The 19,849-nt window shown below is 30.5% G+C and carries 18 protein-coding genes; 6 read left to right on the forward strand and 12 right to left on the reverse strand.

What is annotated here, in order from left to right:
• Window positions 1–8 precede the first annotated feature (8 nt).
• The 12 genes from AANAER_RS04350 to AANAER_RS04405 form a co-directional block, all read right to left on the reverse strand.
• Entirely contained in the window at window positions 9–2,147 is a 2,139-nt protein-coding gene (locus tag AANAER_RS04350) for a RelA/SpoT family protein (RefSeq protein WP_129082524.1), read from the reverse strand.
• 41 nt (window positions 2,148–2,188) lie between these two features.
• Window positions 2,189–2,404: a DNA-directed RNA polymerase subunit omega gene (locus tag AANAER_RS04355; RefSeq protein ID WP_129082523.1), complete on the reverse strand. Its 216-nt coding sequence runs from the start codon at window positions 2,402–2,404 to the stop codon at window positions 2,189–2,191.
• A 16-nt stretch (window positions 2,405–2,420) separates the two neighbouring features.
• Entirely contained in the window at window positions 2,421–3,128 is a 708-nt protein-coding gene (gene pyrH, locus AANAER_RS04360) for a UMP kinase (RefSeq protein ID WP_044415719.1), read from the reverse strand.
• A 61-nt stretch (window positions 3,129–3,189) separates the two neighbouring features.
• A complete protein-coding gene (locus AANAER_RS04365; RefSeq protein ID WP_129082522.1) occupies window positions 3,190–4,257 on the reverse strand; it encodes an ATP-binding protein in 1,068 nt (355 codons plus the stop codon).
• Window positions 4,257–5,192, reverse strand: a complete 936-nt coding sequence (gene pdxA / locus AANAER_RS04370; RefSeq protein ID WP_129082521.1) for a 4-hydroxythreonine-4-phosphate dehydrogenase — start codon at window positions 5,190–5,192, stop codon at window positions 4,257–4,259. Before pdxA ends, AANAER_RS04365 begins: the two co-directional genes overlap by 1 nt.
• A complete protein-coding gene (locus tag AANAER_RS04375) occupies window positions 5,192–5,968 on the reverse strand; it encodes a pyridoxine 5'-phosphate synthase (protein WP_129082520.1) in 777 nt (258 codons plus the stop codon). Before AANAER_RS04375 ends, pdxA begins: the two co-directional genes overlap by 1 nt.
• A 10-nt stretch (window positions 5,969–5,978) precedes the next feature.
• The gene (locus AANAER_RS04380; protein WP_129082519.1) at window positions 5,979–7,391 is read right to left on the reverse strand and encodes an anthranilate synthase component I family protein; all 1,413 of its coding nucleotides are present in this window, start codon (window positions 7,389–7,391) and stop codon (window positions 5,979–5,981) included.
• A 15-nt stretch (window positions 7,392–7,406) separates the two neighbouring features.
• Window positions 7,407–8,315, reverse strand: coding sequence for an SPOR domain-containing protein (locus AANAER_RS04385; protein WP_129082518.1), 909 nt, complete (start codon window positions 8,313–8,315; stop codon window positions 7,407–7,409).
• 33 nt (window positions 8,316–8,348) lie between these two features.
• On the reverse strand, window positions 8,349–9,611 hold the full coding sequence (locus tag AANAER_RS04390; protein WP_140544047.1) for a serine hydroxymethyltransferase: 1,263 nt from the start codon (window positions 9,609–9,611) through the stop codon (window positions 8,349–8,351).
• A gap of 27 nt (window positions 9,612–9,638) precedes the next feature.
• On the reverse strand, window positions 9,639–11,156 hold the full coding sequence (gene lysS / locus AANAER_RS04395; RefSeq protein WP_129082809.1) for a lysine--tRNA ligase: 1,518 nt from the start codon (window positions 11,154–11,156) through the stop codon (window positions 9,639–9,641).
• A gap of 20 nt (window positions 11,157–11,176) precedes the next feature.
• Window positions 11,177–11,923 carry a CvpA family protein gene (locus AANAER_RS04400; RefSeq protein WP_129082808.1) on the reverse strand — a complete coding sequence of 249 codons (747 nt, stop codon included), beginning with the start codon at window positions 11,921–11,923 and terminating at the stop codon, window positions 11,177–11,179.
• 76 nt (window positions 11,924–11,999) lie between these two features.
• Window positions 12,000–14,234 (reverse strand): ATP-binding protein, encoded by a 2,235-nt coding sequence (locus AANAER_RS04405; RefSeq protein WP_129082807.1) that lies wholly within the window; start codon window positions 14,232–14,234, stop codon window positions 12,000–12,002.
• A gap of 138 nt (window positions 14,235–14,372) precedes the next feature.
• On the opposite strand from AANAER_RS04405, the gene ispG reads away from it, so the two are divergent.
• The 6 genes from ispG to trpB all read left to right on the forward strand — a co-directional run bounded on the left by ispG (window position 14,373) and on the right by trpB (window position 19,848).
• A complete protein-coding gene (ispG, locus tag AANAER_RS04410) occupies window positions 14,373–15,443 on the forward strand; it encodes a flavodoxin-dependent (E)-4-hydroxy-3-methylbut-2-enyl-diphosphate synthase (protein WP_129082806.1) in 1,071 nt (356 codons plus the stop codon).
• An 88-nt stretch (window positions 15,444–15,531) separates the two neighbouring features.
• On the forward strand, window positions 15,532–16,971 hold the full coding sequence (locus tag AANAER_RS04415; protein WP_129082805.1) for a replicative DNA helicase: 1,440 nt from the start codon (window positions 15,532–15,534) through the stop codon (window positions 16,969–16,971).
• A gap of 70 nt (window positions 16,972–17,041) precedes the next feature.
• Window positions 17,042–17,431, forward strand: coding sequence for a type II secretion system protein (locus AANAER_RS04420; protein ID WP_129082804.1), 390 nt, complete (start codon window positions 17,042–17,044; stop codon window positions 17,429–17,431).
• Between the two features lie 42 nt (window positions 17,432–17,473).
• Window positions 17,474–17,998 (forward strand): D-glycero-beta-D-manno-heptose 1,7-bisphosphate 7-phosphatase, encoded by a 525-nt coding sequence (gene gmhB / locus AANAER_RS04425; RefSeq protein WP_129082803.1) that lies wholly within the window; start codon window positions 17,474–17,476, stop codon window positions 17,996–17,998.
• Window positions 17,999–18,078: 80 nt separating this feature from the next.
• On the forward strand, window positions 18,079–18,621 hold the full coding sequence (locus AANAER_RS04430; protein WP_129082802.1) for an adenine phosphoribosyltransferase: 543 nt from the start codon (window positions 18,079–18,081) through the stop codon (window positions 18,619–18,621).
• Between the two features lie 12 nt (window positions 18,622–18,633).
• Window positions 18,634–19,848, forward strand: a complete 1,215-nt coding sequence (gene trpB / locus AANAER_RS04435) for a tryptophan synthase subunit beta (RefSeq protein ID WP_129082801.1) — start codon at window positions 18,634–18,636, stop codon at window positions 19,846–19,848.
• Window position 19,849: the final 1 nt, after the last annotated feature.

The following is a 19,849-nucleotide window of genomic DNA, read 5'->3' on the forward strand; positions in this document are numbered from 1 at the left end:
CTCTTTCCTTATTTATTATATGCATCTCTTTTAGAAAAAAATTCAATAACTTTTACTTTTTTTTCTATAATTTTTCTAACTTCTTCAACATTTGAGATGTTTATTTCAAACTCTATATCACAATATTGTCTATATGAGTGTTTTTCTCTACCGTAATCAACTGATAATATATATCCTTCATATTGGCTCATATAGGTTAACAGTCTTGCTAATTCACCTTTTGTATTAGGTAAACTTACGACCATTTTATATTGATAAAGGGTATCTTTTGTCCACTTACAAAATAACATAGGTTCATTGCTCATTATTTTTTTGTAAGCTTTATCACACATTTTGTGATGAATAACCGCTTTGTTTCCCTCTTTGAAAGCAACAATTTCATCGGCAAATTTAGGGTGACAGCAGTGGTCAAATGATACAGAATTTATGCTAAAATTTGAGTATATAATAAGATTATCAAATTTATATCTTTTGATTTTACTGGTATATATTTTAAATCTAGCTACAAAACCTCTGTGCTGTATAATTTTTTTCTCAATTTCATGTTTGACATGTTTAAAATAATCCAGAATTTGGGGTACTTTATAAAGTGACTCAAATTTATATATTGAAGTTACTTTCTCCATATATTTAGAGAATACAGTATTTATTATATTTCTTCCCGTTAATTCATCTATCTCTTTAATTCTTTGAGAGCAAAGAAGTCTTATCTGTTTTTTTGCTCTGTTTGTTTTTACCATCTCTATCCATGAACATCTAGGAATAGCATAATCAACGGTTTTAATAGATACGATATCTGAGCTGTGAAGTTCCGTCAATAAAGGTTTTTTTATCTTATTTATATAACATTCGACTGCATTTTTACCTACATCCGTATGAACAGCATATGCAAAATCATAAGCTGTTGAACCTCTTGGAAGATTAAAAGTATCTCCGTGTGGAGAGTAAACAACAATCTCTTCTGAAAAGAGGTCATCTTTTGTATCTTGGTAAAACTCTTCTACATTGTCATTTGAAAATTCTAATGATTTAAGCCAATTTAAATTAGGTTGATGTTTTAGTCCGCTTTTATATTTCCAATGGGCAGCTATACCGTATTCGGCAACTTTATTCATCTCAAAAGTTCTAATTTGAATCTCATAAATTTTAGAGTTATAAAATACTGTTGTATGAATAGTTTGATAACCGTTCTCTTTTGGTGTTGCGACATAATCTTTAAATCTTGAGATTAGAGGTTTGTACTCTAAATGTAAAAAACCTAAAACTCTATAGCAGTCAATATCTTCGGGAACTAAAATTCTAATTGCCAAAAGGTCTAGAATTTCATCTATTGTTACACCTTTTCTTTGCATTTTCAGATATATTGAATAGTAATGTTTGATTCTGCTGAAAATTTGGATTTTATCTAAGTCAAAACCGTTTTTTTCCAGTATATTTTTTGTTGATGAAATAAATTTGTTAAAAGTTAATTGAATTGCATGTTCATGTTCAATCATAAAATTATCGATTTTTTTATATTCATTGGGATAAATATAGTAAAAAGCCAAATCTTCCAAAGTATTTTTTACGGTTGAAATACCAAGTCTGTGGGCAATGGGTACATAAACGACTAAAGTCTCTTCTGCTATTCTTTGTTGTTTGTTCTTAGGAAGAGCTTTTAAAGTCAGCATATTATGCAATCTATCGCAAAGTTTTACTATTAAAACTCTTACGTCATCGATTGATGCAATTAACATTTTTCTAAAAGTCATTGCAGAAGAGATTAATTTTTTATCTGAATCAGAGGGTGCTAATTCACTCTCTCTTATGGCATCAATTTTTGTCAAACCGTCAACCATATGGGCAACATTTTCACCCCATCTGTTTCTTACATACTCTAAAGTATATTTTGTATCTTCTACTACATCATGAAGTAGGGCAGTTGCTATTATATCTTCATCTTTTGAAAAGTGAGAAACAACGGTTGCAACAAGAATTGGGTGAATAACATAAGGTTCTCCGCTTTTTCGAAATTGACCTTCGTGTGCTTTTATAGCAAAATCAATTATATCTTCAAGCTTTGCAGAGACTCTTGTTTCATTGTGAAGAAGTGCGATTGCATCATCCAAAGTATTTATACTTTGAACTTTTAAAATAAATGGATCCATAAAATTAGTACCTAGGCAGTAATAAAGCTTTTGCTTTATTACTACTCTTTAGAAACAAGACCTTCGATTTTTAGAAGACCGCTTGCAATTTCATCTATTGCAATGTCAGTGTATTTCATGTTTTGAGTGTTTTTGTCTAATAACGGTTTTGCGCCTTTACTTAGTTCGTCTGCTCTTTGCCCCACAGCGATAGCTAAAATATATCTGTCATTGTTTACTCTTTTTAACGCTTGTGACATTCTCTCTTCTAATCTCATTAATATTCCTTAATTTTTATTTTACTATCGAGCATTTACTATAATCACCGTTGATTATTTTTAGTAAATTCCCTTTTTCATTCATATTTGTTACAACAATAGGAAGTTTGTTGTCTTTTGCTAATGCGATTGCCGTATCATCCATTACTTTGATATGATCTTCCAAAGCTTGGTCATATGTAAGCTCTTTTAGTTTTACCGCATCACTGTATTTCATCGGGTCTTTATTATAAACACCGTCAACTTTTGTTGCTTTTATAAGCATACATGCATCAATTTCAGTTGCTCTTAACGTAGCTGCCGTATCTGTCGTAAAATACGGGTTTCCTGTCCCCGCACTAAAAATTACGACTCTACCTTTTTGCAAATGTCTAGTTGCTCTTCTTACGATATAAGGCTCTGCAATTTGTTCCATTTTTATTGCAGTTTGTAATCTTGCAGATAATCCTTTATGTTCTAATGCCTCTTGCATAGCAACACCGTTTATTACCGTTGCTATCATTCCCATATAATCTGCACTTGTTCTTTTTATTATACCGTCGGCTGCTGCTGTTACACCTCTAACGATATTTCCACCACCTATAACTATTCCAACTTCAATATTGTTATCAACCAACTCTTTGATTTCATTTCCTATGTAGTCTAAAATCTGAGTGTCGATACCGTATCCATCTGCACCTGCAAGTGCTTCACCTGAAAATTTTACAAGTACTCTCTTTCTCATTCATGTCCTTTTGTAGTTGTGCGATTTTATCTAAAAAATTCTAAAAAATAAGTTAATAAAATTAACCTAGTGCCCATTCATAAAAAGGCAGAACATTTATCTGCAGCTCTTTTGACTTTACTGTTTCATTATTTGATACTGTTACGATGTTTATCTCTTTGATATTATATTCCAATGCAGTTTTTTTTATTTTTTTTAGTTGAGATTGCATCATTGTTGAATTGAAAAAAGGGATAGAGACTATCGCCAACTCTTTTTTGGGAATATAAAAATCTATATAATCTAAATAATAAATTTCACTGAATTTGTTTATTAATTCTTGAAAAATAATATTTGTAAGCTCGTTTTTAAACTTCTTTTTATAGGTTATTGCTGTAAAAAAAGCACCATTATACGAATATATTTTTTTAACCGCTTTTTCTTGATTATATTTTGAAATAAAATATATAATCTTTCTGTTTTCAAAGATTTTGCACTGTTCGTAAAACTTGTCTTTTGAGATTTTTATTTTACTTTTTAGGCTTAAAAACAGTTGGTTTAAAGATTTTTTTTCATCAATATTTAAAAATAAAAGTTTTAATATCTCTTGGGAAGTTTTATCAAAAGTTATTAGCCAAATTATATTTTGCAACTCTCTATAAACTTTAAAATCAGGTGTTTGAATGGTTTGAGGAAGATTTCCGTATTTTAAAAAATTATTAAAGTTATGGGTTATATTTTGGTTTTTCTTATCATGTAACAAATACTCTTCAAAATCTAAAGGCGTTAAAAAAAGTTTTTTATACTCTTTTAAATCTTTAGGCTCTTTTGAGGTAATAATTACGCTTTCACAAAAGGGTATTTTTATATCAAATTCAAAGTTTTCTAATACAATAACTTTTATTTTATTCTTGTAAACATACTCTTCTAAATCCTCTTTTATTTGATCTTTTTCTACTCTTAAATCATCAAAATCTATATATAAATAATCTTTTGTTTCAAAGTTTGATAAATAATCATAAATTAAAAAACTTTTACCTGATTTTGGAGGACCTAAAAGAATAGTTTTTGGATGAGTAATTCTTATTTTTCTTTCAGTAAAAACAATTTTACTGAATTCAAGCTCATGGCAGAACTCTAAAGAGGTCATTATCTCTTATCTTGTAGGATTATAGCCTCTTTTACCGCATTAATATAACTTTTACAGTTAAGCTCTCTATTTTGTTTATAAGCTATATCAAAAGCAGTTCCATGGTCAACGGAAGTTCTTATTATAGGAAGATTAAGACTTACATTTATACTTTGATCAAAATATAGTGCTTTAAGAGGAGCCAATCCTTGATCGTGGTACATGGCAACAAAATACTTTAAGTTTTTTCTTGATGCAGGCGAGAATGCGGTATCGGGAACAAGCGGACCTTTGAAAATATCTTTTTGCAGTTTTTTATTTGCATTTTTTATTGCTTTGAAAATTTCAACTTCTTCATTTCCCAAAACGCCGTTATCGCTTGCATGGGGATTTAAAGCTAAAACTCCTATTTTATCGCTGTTTACGCTTTTATAAAAGTCTAATAAAAATTTTGTTAAATCTTTTTCATTAATTGCTTTTGCAACTTTTTTTAAAGGAACATGTTCGGTAAACAAAGCTACGAAGAGTTTTTTACAGCCTAACATCATAATTGCATTTCTGCCGAAAAAATCTCTTAAAACTTCCGTATGCCCTTTATATTTTATTTTTGCTTTGTTCCAAGACTCTTTGTTAATAGGAAGGGTTACGATAGCTTCTACTTCTTTATTTTTTGCTAATTCGATTGCCTCGGTAAAAGAGTCATAAGAAAATTTTCCGCTTTTTTTTGAAACTTTTCCAGGTTTTATATCAAATTCACCTTTTACTTCATGGATATTAAAATCATTTGGAATTTCAAGAGATAAAAGGTTTGAGGCTTTTTTCAGCATCTTTTTATTTATACAATAAACAGGAGTACAAAATTTTGAAATTTTTCCATGAGACTTAAGAGCTATTTCAACTCCCACACCGTTTAAATCTCCTATAGATACGGCAATTTTAATTTTTTTGTTTTCCATTATAAAAGTTCTTTCATCTCTTTTATCGCTTTTTCAAGTCCCGTAAATACCGATCTTGCAATAATACTTTGACCGATATTTAATTCTTCTATTCCTTTGATTGAAGAGATTTCTTGAACATTTTGATAGTTTAAACCATGTCCTGCAGCCACTTTAAGATCTAATTCTTTAGCTTTTTTCGTAGCTTTTTTTATCTCTTTTTTTGCTTTTAAAAGAAGAGTGTTTAATTGTTTTCTTGAGAGTTCTAACTCTTTTATACTATGGTGGGTATTTGAAAGATTTCCGTAAAGCATTGCAAAAATATTTGCGTATGTACCTGTATGAAGTTCAATCCATTGGACATCAAGTTTTGAAGCAGCTTCAATCATCTCTTTACAAGGATCTATAAAAAGTGAAACTTCAATTTCATTTTCATGAAGTTTTTTAACGGCATTGTTTATTCTGTCGTAATTTGCAATTAAATCTAAACCGCCTTCGGTTGTTACTTCTTCTCTTTTTTCAGGAACTAATGTTGCTCTTAAGGGTTTTAGTTTACAAACTATATCTATAATCTCTTCATTGATTGAACACTCTAAATTAACAGGAAGAGCTGAAAGTTTGCAAATTGCCTGTGCATCTTCATCATGAATATGTCTTCTGTCTTCTCTTAAATGAATTGTTATTTGATCCGCTCCTGCTAATTTACAAATAGAAATCGCATCTAAAGGGTTTGGGTCATTTATTTTTCTAGCTTCTCTTAATACAGCTATATGGTCGATATTTACTCCAAGTAGCAAAGTTTTTCCTTTATGATAAATCTTTTAGTGTTGAGATATTTGCCGCAAGTTTATTTTGAACTTCCAAAAATTCAAGTTCGGGAATACTGTCTGCGACAATTCCTGCTCCTGCTTGAAAAATTACTTTGTCTTTTGTTAACATGGTAGTTCTAATAGTAATTGCAGAATCCATGTTTCCGTCAAAACCAAAGTAAGCTACGCTTCCTGAATAGAAGTTTCTTTTTATTCCTTCAAACTGGGCTATAAGTTCCATTGCTCTGATTTTTGGAGCTCCTGTCATTGTTCCGGCAGTAAAAGTTGCCGCAAAAAGATCAAACATATCGTATTTGCTTTCATCAATTTTGGCTTCTACGTCTGATACCATATGCATTACATGGGAATATCTTTCTACTCTCATTAAGTCAGTTGCTTTAACAGTTCCTGCTTGGGCAACTCTTCCTACATCGTTTCTTCCAAGATCAACAAGCATAATATGTTCTGCTCTCTCTTTGTCATCTTCAACCATCTCTTTTTCTAACTCTAAATCTCTATCTAAAGTTTTTCCTCTTTTTCTAGTTCCAGCAATAGGTCTTAAAAGAATATGTCCGTCAACTAATCTAACCATAACTTCAGGAGAACTTCCCGCTATTGAGAAATCTTCAAATTGAAGGAAAAAAAGGTATGGGCTTGGATTTTTACTTCTTAATGCTCTATAAAAACTTAAGTGATCTACTTTTGCATTTTGAATAAATCTGTTAGACATTAAAATTTGAAAAACATCTCCTGATTTTATCATCTCTTTTGATTCTTGAACCATTTCAAAAAATTTATCTTTTGTATAGTTAAATTTTCCTTCATCTAAGATAGTTGCTTTTTTAAGAGGAGTAAAAAGATAAGGAGATAAAAGTTCTTGTTCTATTTTTTCTAAATCTTTTTCTTTGTCTTCAACCGAAGTTACCATTACAAGTTTTGAAGTTTTATGAGAGAATCCAAGAATAATATTCGGTCTGATTAGGTCTAAATCGGGCATATTTAGCTGATCTTCAAGATTTTTCATATATTTTTTTAAAACAGGTTCAAACTCTTTTGACATATCATATCCCACATTCCCGATAAATCCGTCAATAAGACCTATACCTAACTGCTCTGCTTTTTGTTTATAGAACTCTTTATTTATAGATTTATAATATTTTTGAAGAAATTTTAAGGGATTTGATTCAACTTGGCTAATCTCTTTTTTTTCGTTTTTATAGTAACAAATTCCGTTTTCATACCAAACTCTTTCTCTGTCACCGATTATAATATAAGAGTAGTTTCCTTCTGAGGAGTTTATAGTACTTTCATATAAAAAAGTCACTTCGTCTTTGTATAAGTTTTTGACTTTTTCATAGATCGAAACAGGAGTGAATTGATCTAGAAAAAGTTCTTTTGAAAAAAATTGCATATATGTAATACCTTGTTAATATGTTAAGATAAATGCTCCGGATACATTAAGTTTTCTTTTTATATCGTCTGTAGCATTTCTTGCTTGTCCTCTTGAAGTATATGGTCCTATTAATACTTTATGGAACATTTTCCCGTTTATTGAAACTTTATATATTTTATATGAGAAACCTTTACTTGTAATTGTGTTTAGATATTTTGCCGAAGGCATTTTTGAAAATGCTCCGATTTGAACAAAAGTACCTTTTGGTTTTGTCGTAACTGTTTGTGAACTTGAAGATACTGCTTTTGGCACACTCTTTTTAGGTTCGCTTTTTTTAACGGCAGGTTTTGGTTTGACTACTTTTTTTACGGGTTTGGGTTCCTCTTTTTTTACTTCAAATACATCAGGTTTTGTTTCAGGTTCTACTGTTTCATTAACCTCATTTTGCTCTATTTGTTTAAGATTTAAATTTTTATCTACTTCTTGCTCTACTTGAGCCTCTTTCTCTTTTCCTTCTTTTATATTTTTTAATTTTTCATTGATAATTTTTTGGTATTGTTCTTCAATATTCTCATTCCCCGACAACTCTTGTTGTGTCTGTTCATTGTCGTTTGTAAATGAATCATTTGAAGTAGAGTCATTTGTTAAAAGGCGAATTATTATTATTGTTAATAAAAAAAGAATTACTAAGATTAAACCAAGAACAAGGTATTTCTTTTTATTTTGCTCGTTTGTATTGCTTTTACCGAGCATAATATCACTATATTCTCTCTCTTCTTGAATCTCTATTTCTCTGTCTAACTGACTTTGAGAAGGTCTTTGCTGTGCCTCTTCTTGAAACTGTGATTCACTGCTTTTTATCTCATTTAATCTCTGTTCAATTTCACTTTTCTCTTGCTTTAACTGAACTTTTTTTATAAAATCTTCGCCTTTAATTTCCATAGATTATCCTTAATACTTTTAAGTTTTAAACTTTTAGTATGTACTACTATTATAAATCACAAAACGATTAGCAAGGTCTTTAAGCTCTAAACTAATCTTAGCTTGTAAATCCGTGTTGTTAATATCATCTAATACATCACAAATTTTATTTGCTATTAACTTAAACTCTTCTTCTTTCATCCCTCTTGCTGTTAAAGCCGGACTTCCTATTCTTATCCCGCTTGTTACAAACGGACTTCTTGTTTCTCCGGGTACTGTGTTTTTATTTACTGTTATTCCTGCATTCCCTAATGCTGCATCTGCATCTTTACCTGAAAAATCTTTATTTAAAAACGATACTAACACTAAGTGATTATCAGTACCTCCAGATACTACATCATATCCTCTTTTACTTATTACCTCTGCTAGTATTTGTGCGTTTACTTTTACTTGTTTTGCGTACTCTTTCCATTTTGGATCTAACACTTCTTTAAAAGCTACTGCTTTTGCTGCTATTACATGTACTAATGGTCCACCTTGCAATCCAGGGAAAATTGCCGAGTTTATTTTTTTTGCAAGTTCTTCATCATTTGTCATTATCATCCCACCTCTTGGACCTCTTAGTGTCTTATGGGTAGTTGTTGTTACTACATGTGCGTAAGGAAAAGGACTTTGATGTTCTCCTGCTGCTACTAATCCTGCTATATGTGCTATATCTGCAAAAAGTATTGCTCCTACTTCATCTGCTATTTCTCTAAATCTTTTAAAGTCTATCTCTCTTGCGTATGCGCTTGCTCCGCACACTATTATTTTTGGTTGTACTATTTTTGCTATTTCAAGAACTTTATCATAATTTATTCTTCCGTCTAATTCTACTCCATAGTAGAAAGCATGATAGTTTTTCCCTGAAAAAGATGGTTTTGACCCATGAGTTAAGTGTCCTCCATGACTTAAATCCATACCTAAGATTTTATCTCCTGCTTTTATTAATGCTGCGTATACTGCTCCGTTTGCTTGAGATCCGCTATGAGGTTGTACATTTGCATATTTACAGTTAAAGATTTCACAAGCTCTATCAATAGCTAGTTGTTCTACTTTATCTGCTTCTTCACATCCACCGTAATATCTTTTATTTGGGTATCCTTCTGCGTATTTATTTGTAAATATGCTTCCCATTGCTTCCATTACGGCAGGACTTGTAAAGTTCTCACTTGCTATCATTTCCAAGTGTGTTGTTTGTCTCTCTAATTCATTCTCTAATATCTCAAATACTTCTTTATCTGCTTCTTCTAAGCTTTTGTTTGTTATGTAACTCATTATTTGTTCTCCTAAATTATTCAATAACTACTTTTCTTCTTCGTCTTCTTCATTCTCTTCAATTTTCAGAGGTTTCATTGCAGGGAATAATAATACATCTCTAATAGAGTGTTCATTTGTAAGCATCATTACTAATCTGTCAATTCCGATACCTTGTCCGGCAGTCGGTGCCATTCCGTATGATAAAGCATTTACGAAGTCTTCATCCATTTCATGAGCTTCATCATCTCCTGAATCTTTTGCTTCCATCTGTTTTTCAAATCTTCCTAGCTGGTCTAAAGGATCATTTAACTCACTAAAGGCATTTGCAATCTCTTTACCTGCGATAAAAAGTTCAAATCTATCTGTTAAATGAGGTTTTTCATCAGATCTTCTTGCAAGAGGTGAAATTTCAACAGGGTATTCCGTAATAAATGTAGGGTTTATTAATTTTTCTTCAACAAATTCATCAAAAAGTTCCCCTTGAAGTTGTCCTAAATTCATATTTTCATTTACTTCAAGATTATGCTCTTTTAGATATGCAATGATTTTTTCTCTATCTTCTGTTATCTCTTTAGGAACTCCTCCTATTGAGCTTAAAGATTCGATTAACGGAACTTCGCTGAAATTAGAAAAATCAATTTTTATATCACCGTAAGGAAGAACAGTAGGTAAATCCAAATTATCAAATAAAAATTCAAAATACTCTTTTGTAAGTTCAATTAAATCTTTATAGGTTTTATATGCCCAATAAAATTCTATTGACGTAAATTCGGGATTGTGTGTTGCATCCATTCCCTCATTTCTAAAGTTTCTGTTTATTTCAAATACCGCTTCAAAACCACCTACAATTAATCTTTTTAAATAAAGTTCAGGTGCAATTCTTAAATATCTGTTTACTCCTAAAGCATTATGATGAGTTACAAAAGGTTTTGCATTTGCTCCACCTGCTATTGGGTGCATCATCGGAGTTTCAACTTCTAAGAAACCTTTTGCTTCAAAAAATCTTCTAGTAAGTGAGATTACTTTTGATCTTAATTGGAAAGTTTTTCTAACTTCCGAGTTCATAATAAGATCTAAATATCTTTGTCTGTATCTTGACTCTTTATCTTGGATACCGTGATACTTTTCAGGTAGGGGAGATATAGCTTTTGTTAAAATTTTTAGATTTGATACATGAAGCGATAGTTCACCTTTATTTGTAATAAAAGGGTATCCGCTAACTTCGACAATATCTCCTACTTCAACATTTTTTTTAAAAATTTCGTTATAAAAACCTTCTGGCAGATTGTCTCTTGCCACATAAAGTTGAAGTAATCCGCTTTCATCTTCTATTTTTAAAAATGAAGCTTTTCCCATAAGTCTAAAAAATTTTATTCTACCTGCAACCGTATATTTTCTTGTTTCATCTCTTTTTTCTTCAGTTTGAAAAAGATCACTATTTACATTTAAATATTTAGAAATGGTAGTATTCCTCGCAGACTCGTTTGAATATGGATTAAATCCTTTTTCTCTTAAAAAATTTGCTTTTTCTATTCTTTGTTGTATATATTTGTTTTCAAACAATCTTCTCTTCCTTTGTACTCTTATTTATTATCAGTATTTATATCTGTTTCTTCTTTTTGTAACTGTTCTATTTGCTCTTTTGTCTCTTTTTGTATAGATTCTGAAATCTCGTCAGCTACACTTTTCTTTACTGTATCAACAACTGCATTGCCTGATTCTACAGCTTTTTCTTTTATCTCTTTTACCGTATCGGAAACTTCTTGACTTAAAGAATTTTTTTCTTCTTTTTGATTTTCTTTATCTTCAGAAGAGACGCTGTTTTCAACTTTTTTAACAATATCAGAGGTATCTAGTTTTACAATATAACCACCTGTTTTTACAAGTAAAGGGAAAGTAATTGAATCTGATACTTTATTGTTCATCAAATCTTTAAACGATTGAACTTGATATAAAGCATAAGCGATTACCGAGAAAATAAAAAATACTTTTGCACTTCCAAAAACAAATCCTAAAATTCTATCAAAAAATCCTAATCCGCTTACTGAGAAGATTTTACTTAAAATAATTCCAAGAATATAAATAATTGCCCAGAATCCTACAAGTCCAATTATAAAACCTATAAGTTTTATTGTTGCAGAATTTTCTAAAGCTAGAAGCGGAGCTACAAGACTTCCTATCTCTTCAGCCATTCTTGAGGCTACGAATATCCCTCCGATGATTCCTACAAGTCCAAAAATCTCTTTTATAAAACCTCTTAAAAGACCTTTTAGTCCAAGTAGTACAGTGATACTTATTATTACTATATCAAAAACAGTAAAACTTTGCATTTGGTTCCTTATGTATAGTATGGCGCAATTATATCTTAGTTTTTCAAAATTAAAGTTTAATGACTTTTATACTGAATTAAGGCTTACTTTTAAGGGTTATTTTGAAACATGCTCCGTAAAGTTTTTCTCCTTCTAACTCAAAAGATTCATTATTTACCTCAATAGCAAAATTCATATGTTTTGTTAATATCTCTCTGGTCATATAAAGTCCTATTCCTGTACCTTGACTTTGGTGTTTTGTAGTAAAATAGGGCTCAAAAATTCTATTTATTATCTCTTCTTTTATTCCTTTTGCACTATCTTTTATTGTTAGGGTTTTATTTGAACACTCTATTACGATAACTTTTTTTTCTATATCTTTTTTGGAATTTAAAGCATCAACACTGTTATTTATAATATTTAAAATTGCTTGTTGAAACTCATTTTTATATCCGTAAAGCTCTACTTTCTCGTCAATACTTAAAATAACTCTGATTTGATCATGTTTTAGTTTGTCTTTTAGTAGTGAGATATTTTCCAAAATACTCTTTTTTAGTAAAAATTTACTTTTTTCTCTATCTTGTCTAAAAAAGTTTTTGAAATCTTCAATTGTCTGAGATAGATATTTAGAGTTTCTTAAAATCAAATCACAAGTTGACTGAAATCCGGAAGGATCGACTACTCCTAATTCATTTTGCAGTTTTAAAGAACTTATTGCTGCTGATATGGAGCTTAAAGGTTGTCTCCATTGATGAGCAATATTACTTAGCATTTCCCCCATTGCAGCCATTTTGTTTTGTTGAAACAACATTCTGTCTTTTGTTTTACTCTTTTCAATCTCTTCTTCGACTCTTTTTTCCAAAGATTCGTTTAACTCTTGTAACTCTTTTGTTTTTATTTCTACCAAATCCTCTAAATTATCGTTTAATCTTTTTAGTTTTTTTTGCTGTTTTACTTCTTGAGTTATATCTGTTAAGGTCACAATTATATAAGGAACATCATCTTCGTCAAAAATTGTAGAGTTTACATTTAAGGTAAAGTGATGAAGTCTGTTATCTTTTTCTATTGCGGCTTTAAATCTGATTTGCGGATTTTCTAAAATATATTCTGCCCAGTTTTTCCCATTGTAATCTTTATCTATTAAATATGTTTCATCATCCATATTTACAAAAGTTTCACATACGCATTCATATCTTTTTTTAAAATCTTCCAATGAAGAGAAGTTAAAAAATTCTAAAAGCTGTTTGTTTGAATTTTTTATATGATAACCGTCTGTTATTACGATAATATTTTTTTGAGAATCTAAAATAATCTGATTTTTCTTCTCTTGCATCTTTATTTTTTTTAAATTTTTTTCTAATTTGAGATTAAGATTTTCAATACTTCTTAGATAAATATAATATGAAATAATTGTATAAAGCAGTCCAATTAGAAATATTGATAAAAGAACATAAGCTTCTGAATTTTTCTTAAATTTTTTTATATCTAAAATATCTATATCATTTAAGTTTTTTGTTAGGATCATATATCCTATTAGATCATTATCTACTTCTAAAACTTTTAAAGTTGTTAAAATTCTGTTTTCTATTAATTCATAATCTTTTATAGACAAAACTTTTTCTAAATTCTCTTTTTCTACCAAGTTAAGAAGGTTTTTATTTGCATTTAAATTTGCAATATAATAGTCTTTTATAAATCTTTTGGTAAAGGGATATTTTATTGTCTCTTTATATTTTTTATCTGCTAAAACAAGAGCATCTATTTTGTTCTCTTTTAGTATTTTTGCTATTGAATTAAAATGAGTAATAATCTCAAAAATTCCTATAAATTCATTATTATGAAAAAGAGGAATCATAGATTTAAAAGTCATATCAAATCTGCCTACACTAATTGAAGTTAAGATTTTTTTGTTTTTTAATATTTTTCTAACATCTGCTCTAAAATCCAAAGAGTCATGGGTTTTTTTCGTCCAGCTTCTATAAAAACTGTCGCCTTTTTTATCCAATACTTGAAACCATACATTTTTAAATTTAGTATTTTTTCTTAATTCCAAAGAGAACTTATCGTAATCAAGTTTTGAATTATCGTTGTTTAACAAAGCATCGATAATCCTTTTATCTTTTGAAATAGACATTGCAACTGCCAAGGTCGCATTTTTTTTGTCTTTTATTAAATTTGAGGCACTGTTTTTCAAGTTTTTCGAGATAGTTATATATTTTTGGTTTAACTGTTTTTTCTCTTCTTTATTGATATAAAAAGTTGAAACGGTATATATAACAAGTGCAATAAATATATAAAATAAAAAGTTTATGATGAATTTATTTTTTAGCATGATTGTCCTGTATATGATTTAATAATTATAATAAAAAACTATTAATTACTTAATTAATCAAGCATAGAGAATTTAAGTTATTTACAAAGTGAGAAATATTTACTAATAATTAATGTTTTTTTGATACAATTCTGAATTATGAAAAATATAAAAAGATACCCAACAAAAAAGATATATGTAGGTGATGTTGCCATAGGAGGAGATTCTCCTATCTCTGTGCAATCAATGACTTACAGTAAAACTTCAGATATAGAAACTACAGTAGAACAGATAAAAGCTTTACATTTTGCAGGTGCAGATATCGTAAGAGTTGCAGTTCCCGATATAGAAGCTGCAAACGCCTTAAAAGAGATAAAAAAACAGAGTTCTCTTCCTATTGTTGCAGATATACATTTTAATCATAAATTAGCATTAATAGCAGCAGAGGTTGTAGATTGTATTAGAATAAATCCAGGAAACATAGGAAACAAACAAAGAGTACAAGAAGTTGTCAAAGCTTGTAAACAAAGAAATCTGCCTATTAGAATAGGAGTAAACTGCGGTTCTTTGGAAAAAGAGTTTGAAAATAGATATGGACAAACTGCAAAAGGAATGGTTGAAAGTGCCGACTATAATATAAAATATCTTGAAGATTTAGGTTTTGATGATATAAAAGTTTCATTAAAAGCAAGTGATGTTCAAAGAACGGTTGAAGCATATAGAATGTTAAGACCTTTGAATCATTATCCTTTTCATTTAGGTGTTACGGAAGCAGGAACACTGTTTCACTCAACAATAAAATCTTCTATTGCTTTAGGAAGTCTTCTTTTAGACGGAATAGGTGATACTTTAAGAGTCTCTATTACTGGAGAACTTGAAAAAGAGGTTGAAGTAGGGCGGGCAATTTTAAAAGATGCAGGACTTACAAAAGAGGGCTTAAATATAATTTCATGCCCCACTTGCGGACGAATTGAAGCGGATTTAGTAAGCGCGGTTGCCCAAGTTGAAGAGAGAACCAAACATATTAAAACACCTCTTAATGTTTCAGTTATGGGATGCGTGGTAAATGCGTTAGGTGAAGCAAAAGCGGCAGATGTTGCAATAGCATACGGAAAAGGGACAGGATTAATTATTAAAAAAGGTGAAACAATAGCCAAACTTCCCACAGATAAACTTCTTGACAGATTTTTAGAAGAGGTTGAAGTAGAAGCAAAGAAAAACCAAGATTAAATTATTGAAATTTTAAATTCAAAAGGAGAAAATAAGGGGAATAAATAATCAAAAGTAAATATTGGTTATTTATTCTTCCTTAAAAAATATGGATAGTATATATAGTGTAAATATCGAAAGAGCAGTATTAAGTTCAGTACTTTTTAACCCCGATGAGATAGAAGATATTTTAGGGATTTTAAAACCGGCAGATTTTTATTTGCCGGCACATCAGAAAATTTTTGATGTAATGGTGAGACTTCATAATTCAGATATGCCAATAGACGAGGAATTTATCAGAAAAAGAGTAGATTCCAAAGATGTAGATGATTCGATACTTTTAGAAATACTATCAGCTAATCCTATTACGAATACTTTAGCTTATGCAAGAGAGATCAAAGACGGTGCCGTAAAAAGAGAGTTGGCAACATTGGCAACAACAATAAAAAAAGTTGCTATAGAAGATGAAGTAACCGCAAATGATGCTTTGGATGTAGTTCAAGGGGAACTTTATAAAATCTCTACGGATAGTGCAACCAGCGAATTAAAAGATATGGAAGTTGTTACAAACGATACGCTTTCATATATCAAAAAGATGAAAGAGTTAGGTAATAAACACCTAATCGGAGAGACAACGGGATTTTATGATTTAGATAAAAGAACAACAGGTTTTAACGAAGGGGATTTGGTAATTATTGCCGCAAGACCTGCTATGGGGAAAACGGCACTTGTTTTAAATATGGCTTTAAAAAACGTTGAAGCTGGAAAAGGTGTAATTTTCTTCTCTCTTGAGATGCCTGCGGAGCAGTTAATGTTAAGAATGCTTGCAGCTAAAACTTCAATACCTCTGCAAAATTTAAGAAAAGGTGATATGGACGATAATCAATGGTCAAATCTAAATAGAGCCTTTGAAGATTTAAATACAAAAAAACTCTTTGTCGATGACGGTGGTAGCATAAATATCAATCAATTAAGAGCAAGAGTTAGAAAATTGGCTCAAAATGAAGATAATAATATTTCAATGGTAATTATAGATTACCTTCAACTTATGCAAGGTACCGGGAATAAAGATAGACATCAAGAGGTTTCAGATATTTCAAGGGGACTTAAAATGCTTGCAAGGGAGATGAAAATTCCTATTCTTGCTCTGTCTCAATTAAATAGGGGACTTGAAAACAGACCAGATAAAAGACCGATGCTAAGTGACTTAAGAGAATCAGGAGCTATTGAGCAGGATGCCGATATTATCATGTTTGTATATAGAGATGACGTATATAAAGAGAGAGATGAAGCAAGAAAAGAGAAAGAGGCATCAGACAAAGGCGAAGAGTACAAATCCAAGTTTGTTAATAAACCCGTTGAAGAAGCTGAAATTATTATCGGTAAACAAAGAAACGGACCAATAGGTACTGTAAAACTTGATTTCCAAAAACAGTATACGAGATTTGTGGACAAAGAAAATTCAAATGATGCTCCTATAGAAGTCGTTTTTGAATCAATTTCAGATACAAATAAAGAGACTAACGTGGAGATACCTAATATTTTATAATCATGTAAATTATAATAAATTAAGCTTTTTATAAATATAATCTATCAAATTATTTATATGGAGCTTATATATGAAAGCTGCTTTTTCCCTTTTGGAACTTATTTTTGCAATTGTGATTATGGGAATAATCGCTTCTTTTGCTATTCCCAAATATATGGATACAAGAGATCAAGCTTTGGCATCTACAATACAAAGAGACGTAGTAACCGCAATAAACTCTTTTCAAAGTTATTATTTAGTTAATAGAGAGATTAAAGAGATTTCGGATGTAATAACTTTAAATACTAAAAACTGGTCTTTAGAAGAGAATAAAATGACTTTTTTAGAAGGAAATAAAAGTTGCGTAGAACTTTTAGTGGATAAAGAAAAAATTTCAATAACCGTCAATGAAGAGGCAGGAAGCGTCTGTAAAGAGCTTGCAAACAGAGGAATTATAACGCAAGATATTGATTTAATATAAATTTGATAAAATATAGCCACTAAATAAAAAAGGCAAGAAGATATGCAAAAGGCTATATTTTTAGATAGAGACGGAGTAATAAATATAGAAAAGGATTACACCTACAAAATCGAAGAGTTTGAATTTGTAGATTCTTTATTTGATTCTTTGAAATATTTACAAGATTTAGGATATAAACTCTTTATTATCACAAATCAATCGGGTATTGCAAGAGGTTATTACACTATTCAGGATTATAAGATTTTAACAAATTGGATGCTTGATTATCTGGAACAAAAAGGTATTTTTATTTCTCAAACAGAGTTTTGCCCTCACGGTCCTGACGATAATTGTAACTGTAGAAAACCGAAAACAGGAATGATTGACAATATCTTAAAAAAACATGATATTGATTTAGAAAATTCATGGCTCATTGGAGACAAACAAGCCGATATTCAATGTGCAAAAAATGCAAATATCAAAAATACAATACAAGTAAAATCAGGACATAAGTTTGATGAAAAGGACTCTATAGCCGATTTTGTCTGCGATAGTATAAAAGATATTAAAAATATTATTAAGAATTAACTATTATATAAACGTAATATTTTTTTGGATAGAATATTACTCTTTTGAGACGATTATTTTTAAAAAAAGAAAGAGTTGTAATGGAATTAAGCGAAATAGATAAAAATTTAATACAAAACTCCATAAGAGATGTTAAAGACTTTCCCAAAGAGGGAGTTGTATTTAAAGATATAACTACTCTTTTAAATAACAAAGAGGCACTTCAAACACTGATTAATCATTTGGAAGATAGATATAAATCTTATGATTTGGATTATATTTGCGGAATAGATTCAAGAGGTTTTATCTTTGGTTCGATATTAGCAGACAGATTAAACGTAGGTTTTGTGCCTGTCAGAAAAAAAGGAAAACTTCCTAGTACTACAGTTTGTGAAAAGTATGAGTTAGAGTACGGTTATGACGAAGTTGAAATACACCTTGATGCTTTTCCTAAAAAAAATCCAAGAGTTTTATTAATAGATGATTTGATTGCTACGGGGGGAACTGCTGCTGCTGCGGCAAAACTTATAAAAAATGTTGATGCTAATTTAATCGAAGCCTGTTTTATTCTTAATCTTACATTTTTAAACGGTGTAAAAAAAGTAAAAGAGCATACTCCTGTTTATTCAGTATTAGATATATAAAAGAAGAGGAAAATGAAAGAGAATTATTATATACCGAAAGTTTCAAAGTTTGATCCTGACGAAAACGGACACTTTGGAGAATTCGGTGGAAGATTTGTACCGGAAACATTGATGCCGATTTTAGAAGAATTGGAAGAGAGTTATAAAAAATATAGATTTGATAAAGAGTTCTGGAAAGATGTTGATTATTTGCTAAAAGATTATGTAGGAAGAGAGAGCCCTTTATACTTTGCAAAAAATATAAGTGATGAAATCGGAGCTAAAATCTATTTAAAAAGAGAAGATTTAAATCATACGGGTGCGCATAAAGTAAATAACGTAATCGCCCAAGGACTTTTGGCAAAAAAATTGGGTAAAACAAAAGTTATCGCTGAAACGGGAGCAGGACAACACGGAGTTGCAACAGCTACAATAGCTGCGCTTTTAGGTTTGGAGTGTACGGTTTTTATGGGTGCAAAAGATGTACAAAGACAAGAATTAAATGTTTTTAGAATGAAGCTTTTAGGAGCAAAAGTAATTCCTGTCGAAAGCGGAAGCAGAACTTTAAAAGATGCTATGAATGATGCTATTAGATATTGGGTTACTAATGCAAGAGATACTTTTTATATAATAGGAACTGTCGCAGGTCCTCACCCTTATCCTATGATGGTAAGAGATTTTCAAAGTATAATCGGATGGGAAGCAAGAAGACAGATACAAGAAAAAGAGGGAAAACTGCCTGATTACATAGTTGCTTGCATCGGTGGAGGTTCAAATGCAATCGGTACTTTTTCCCATTTTTTAGAAGATGAAAATACAACTTGCATAGGTATCGAAGCAGGAGGAATGGGAGTTGAAACAAATAAGCACGGTTGTTCCTTGAAAAAGGGAAGTCCAGGTGTTTTACACGGTCAATGCTCATATCTTCTTCAAGATGAAGACGGACAAGTTTTAGAAGCCTATTCTATTTCTGCGGGATTAGATTATCCGGGTATTGGACCTGAACACTCATTTTTAAAAGATAATGATGTAGTAAAATATGACTCAATAACAGATGAAGAGGCATTGGAAGCTTTTGTATGGCTTAGCCAAAAAGAGGGGATTATTCCTGCTTTTGAAAGTTCACATGCCGTTGCATATTTAAAGAAAGCAAAAGAGAAGTTCAAAGACAAGATAGTAATAGTAACTCTGTCTGGACGAGGTGATAAAGATATGGTTCAAGCCAAAGATATATTGCATTTTAAATAGG

The sequence above is a fragment of the Halarcobacter anaerophilus genome (assembly GCF_006459125.1).
GTDB classification, from domain to species: Bacteria; Campylobacterota; Campylobacteria; order Campylobacterales; family Arcobacteraceae; genus Halarcobacter; species Halarcobacter anaerophilus.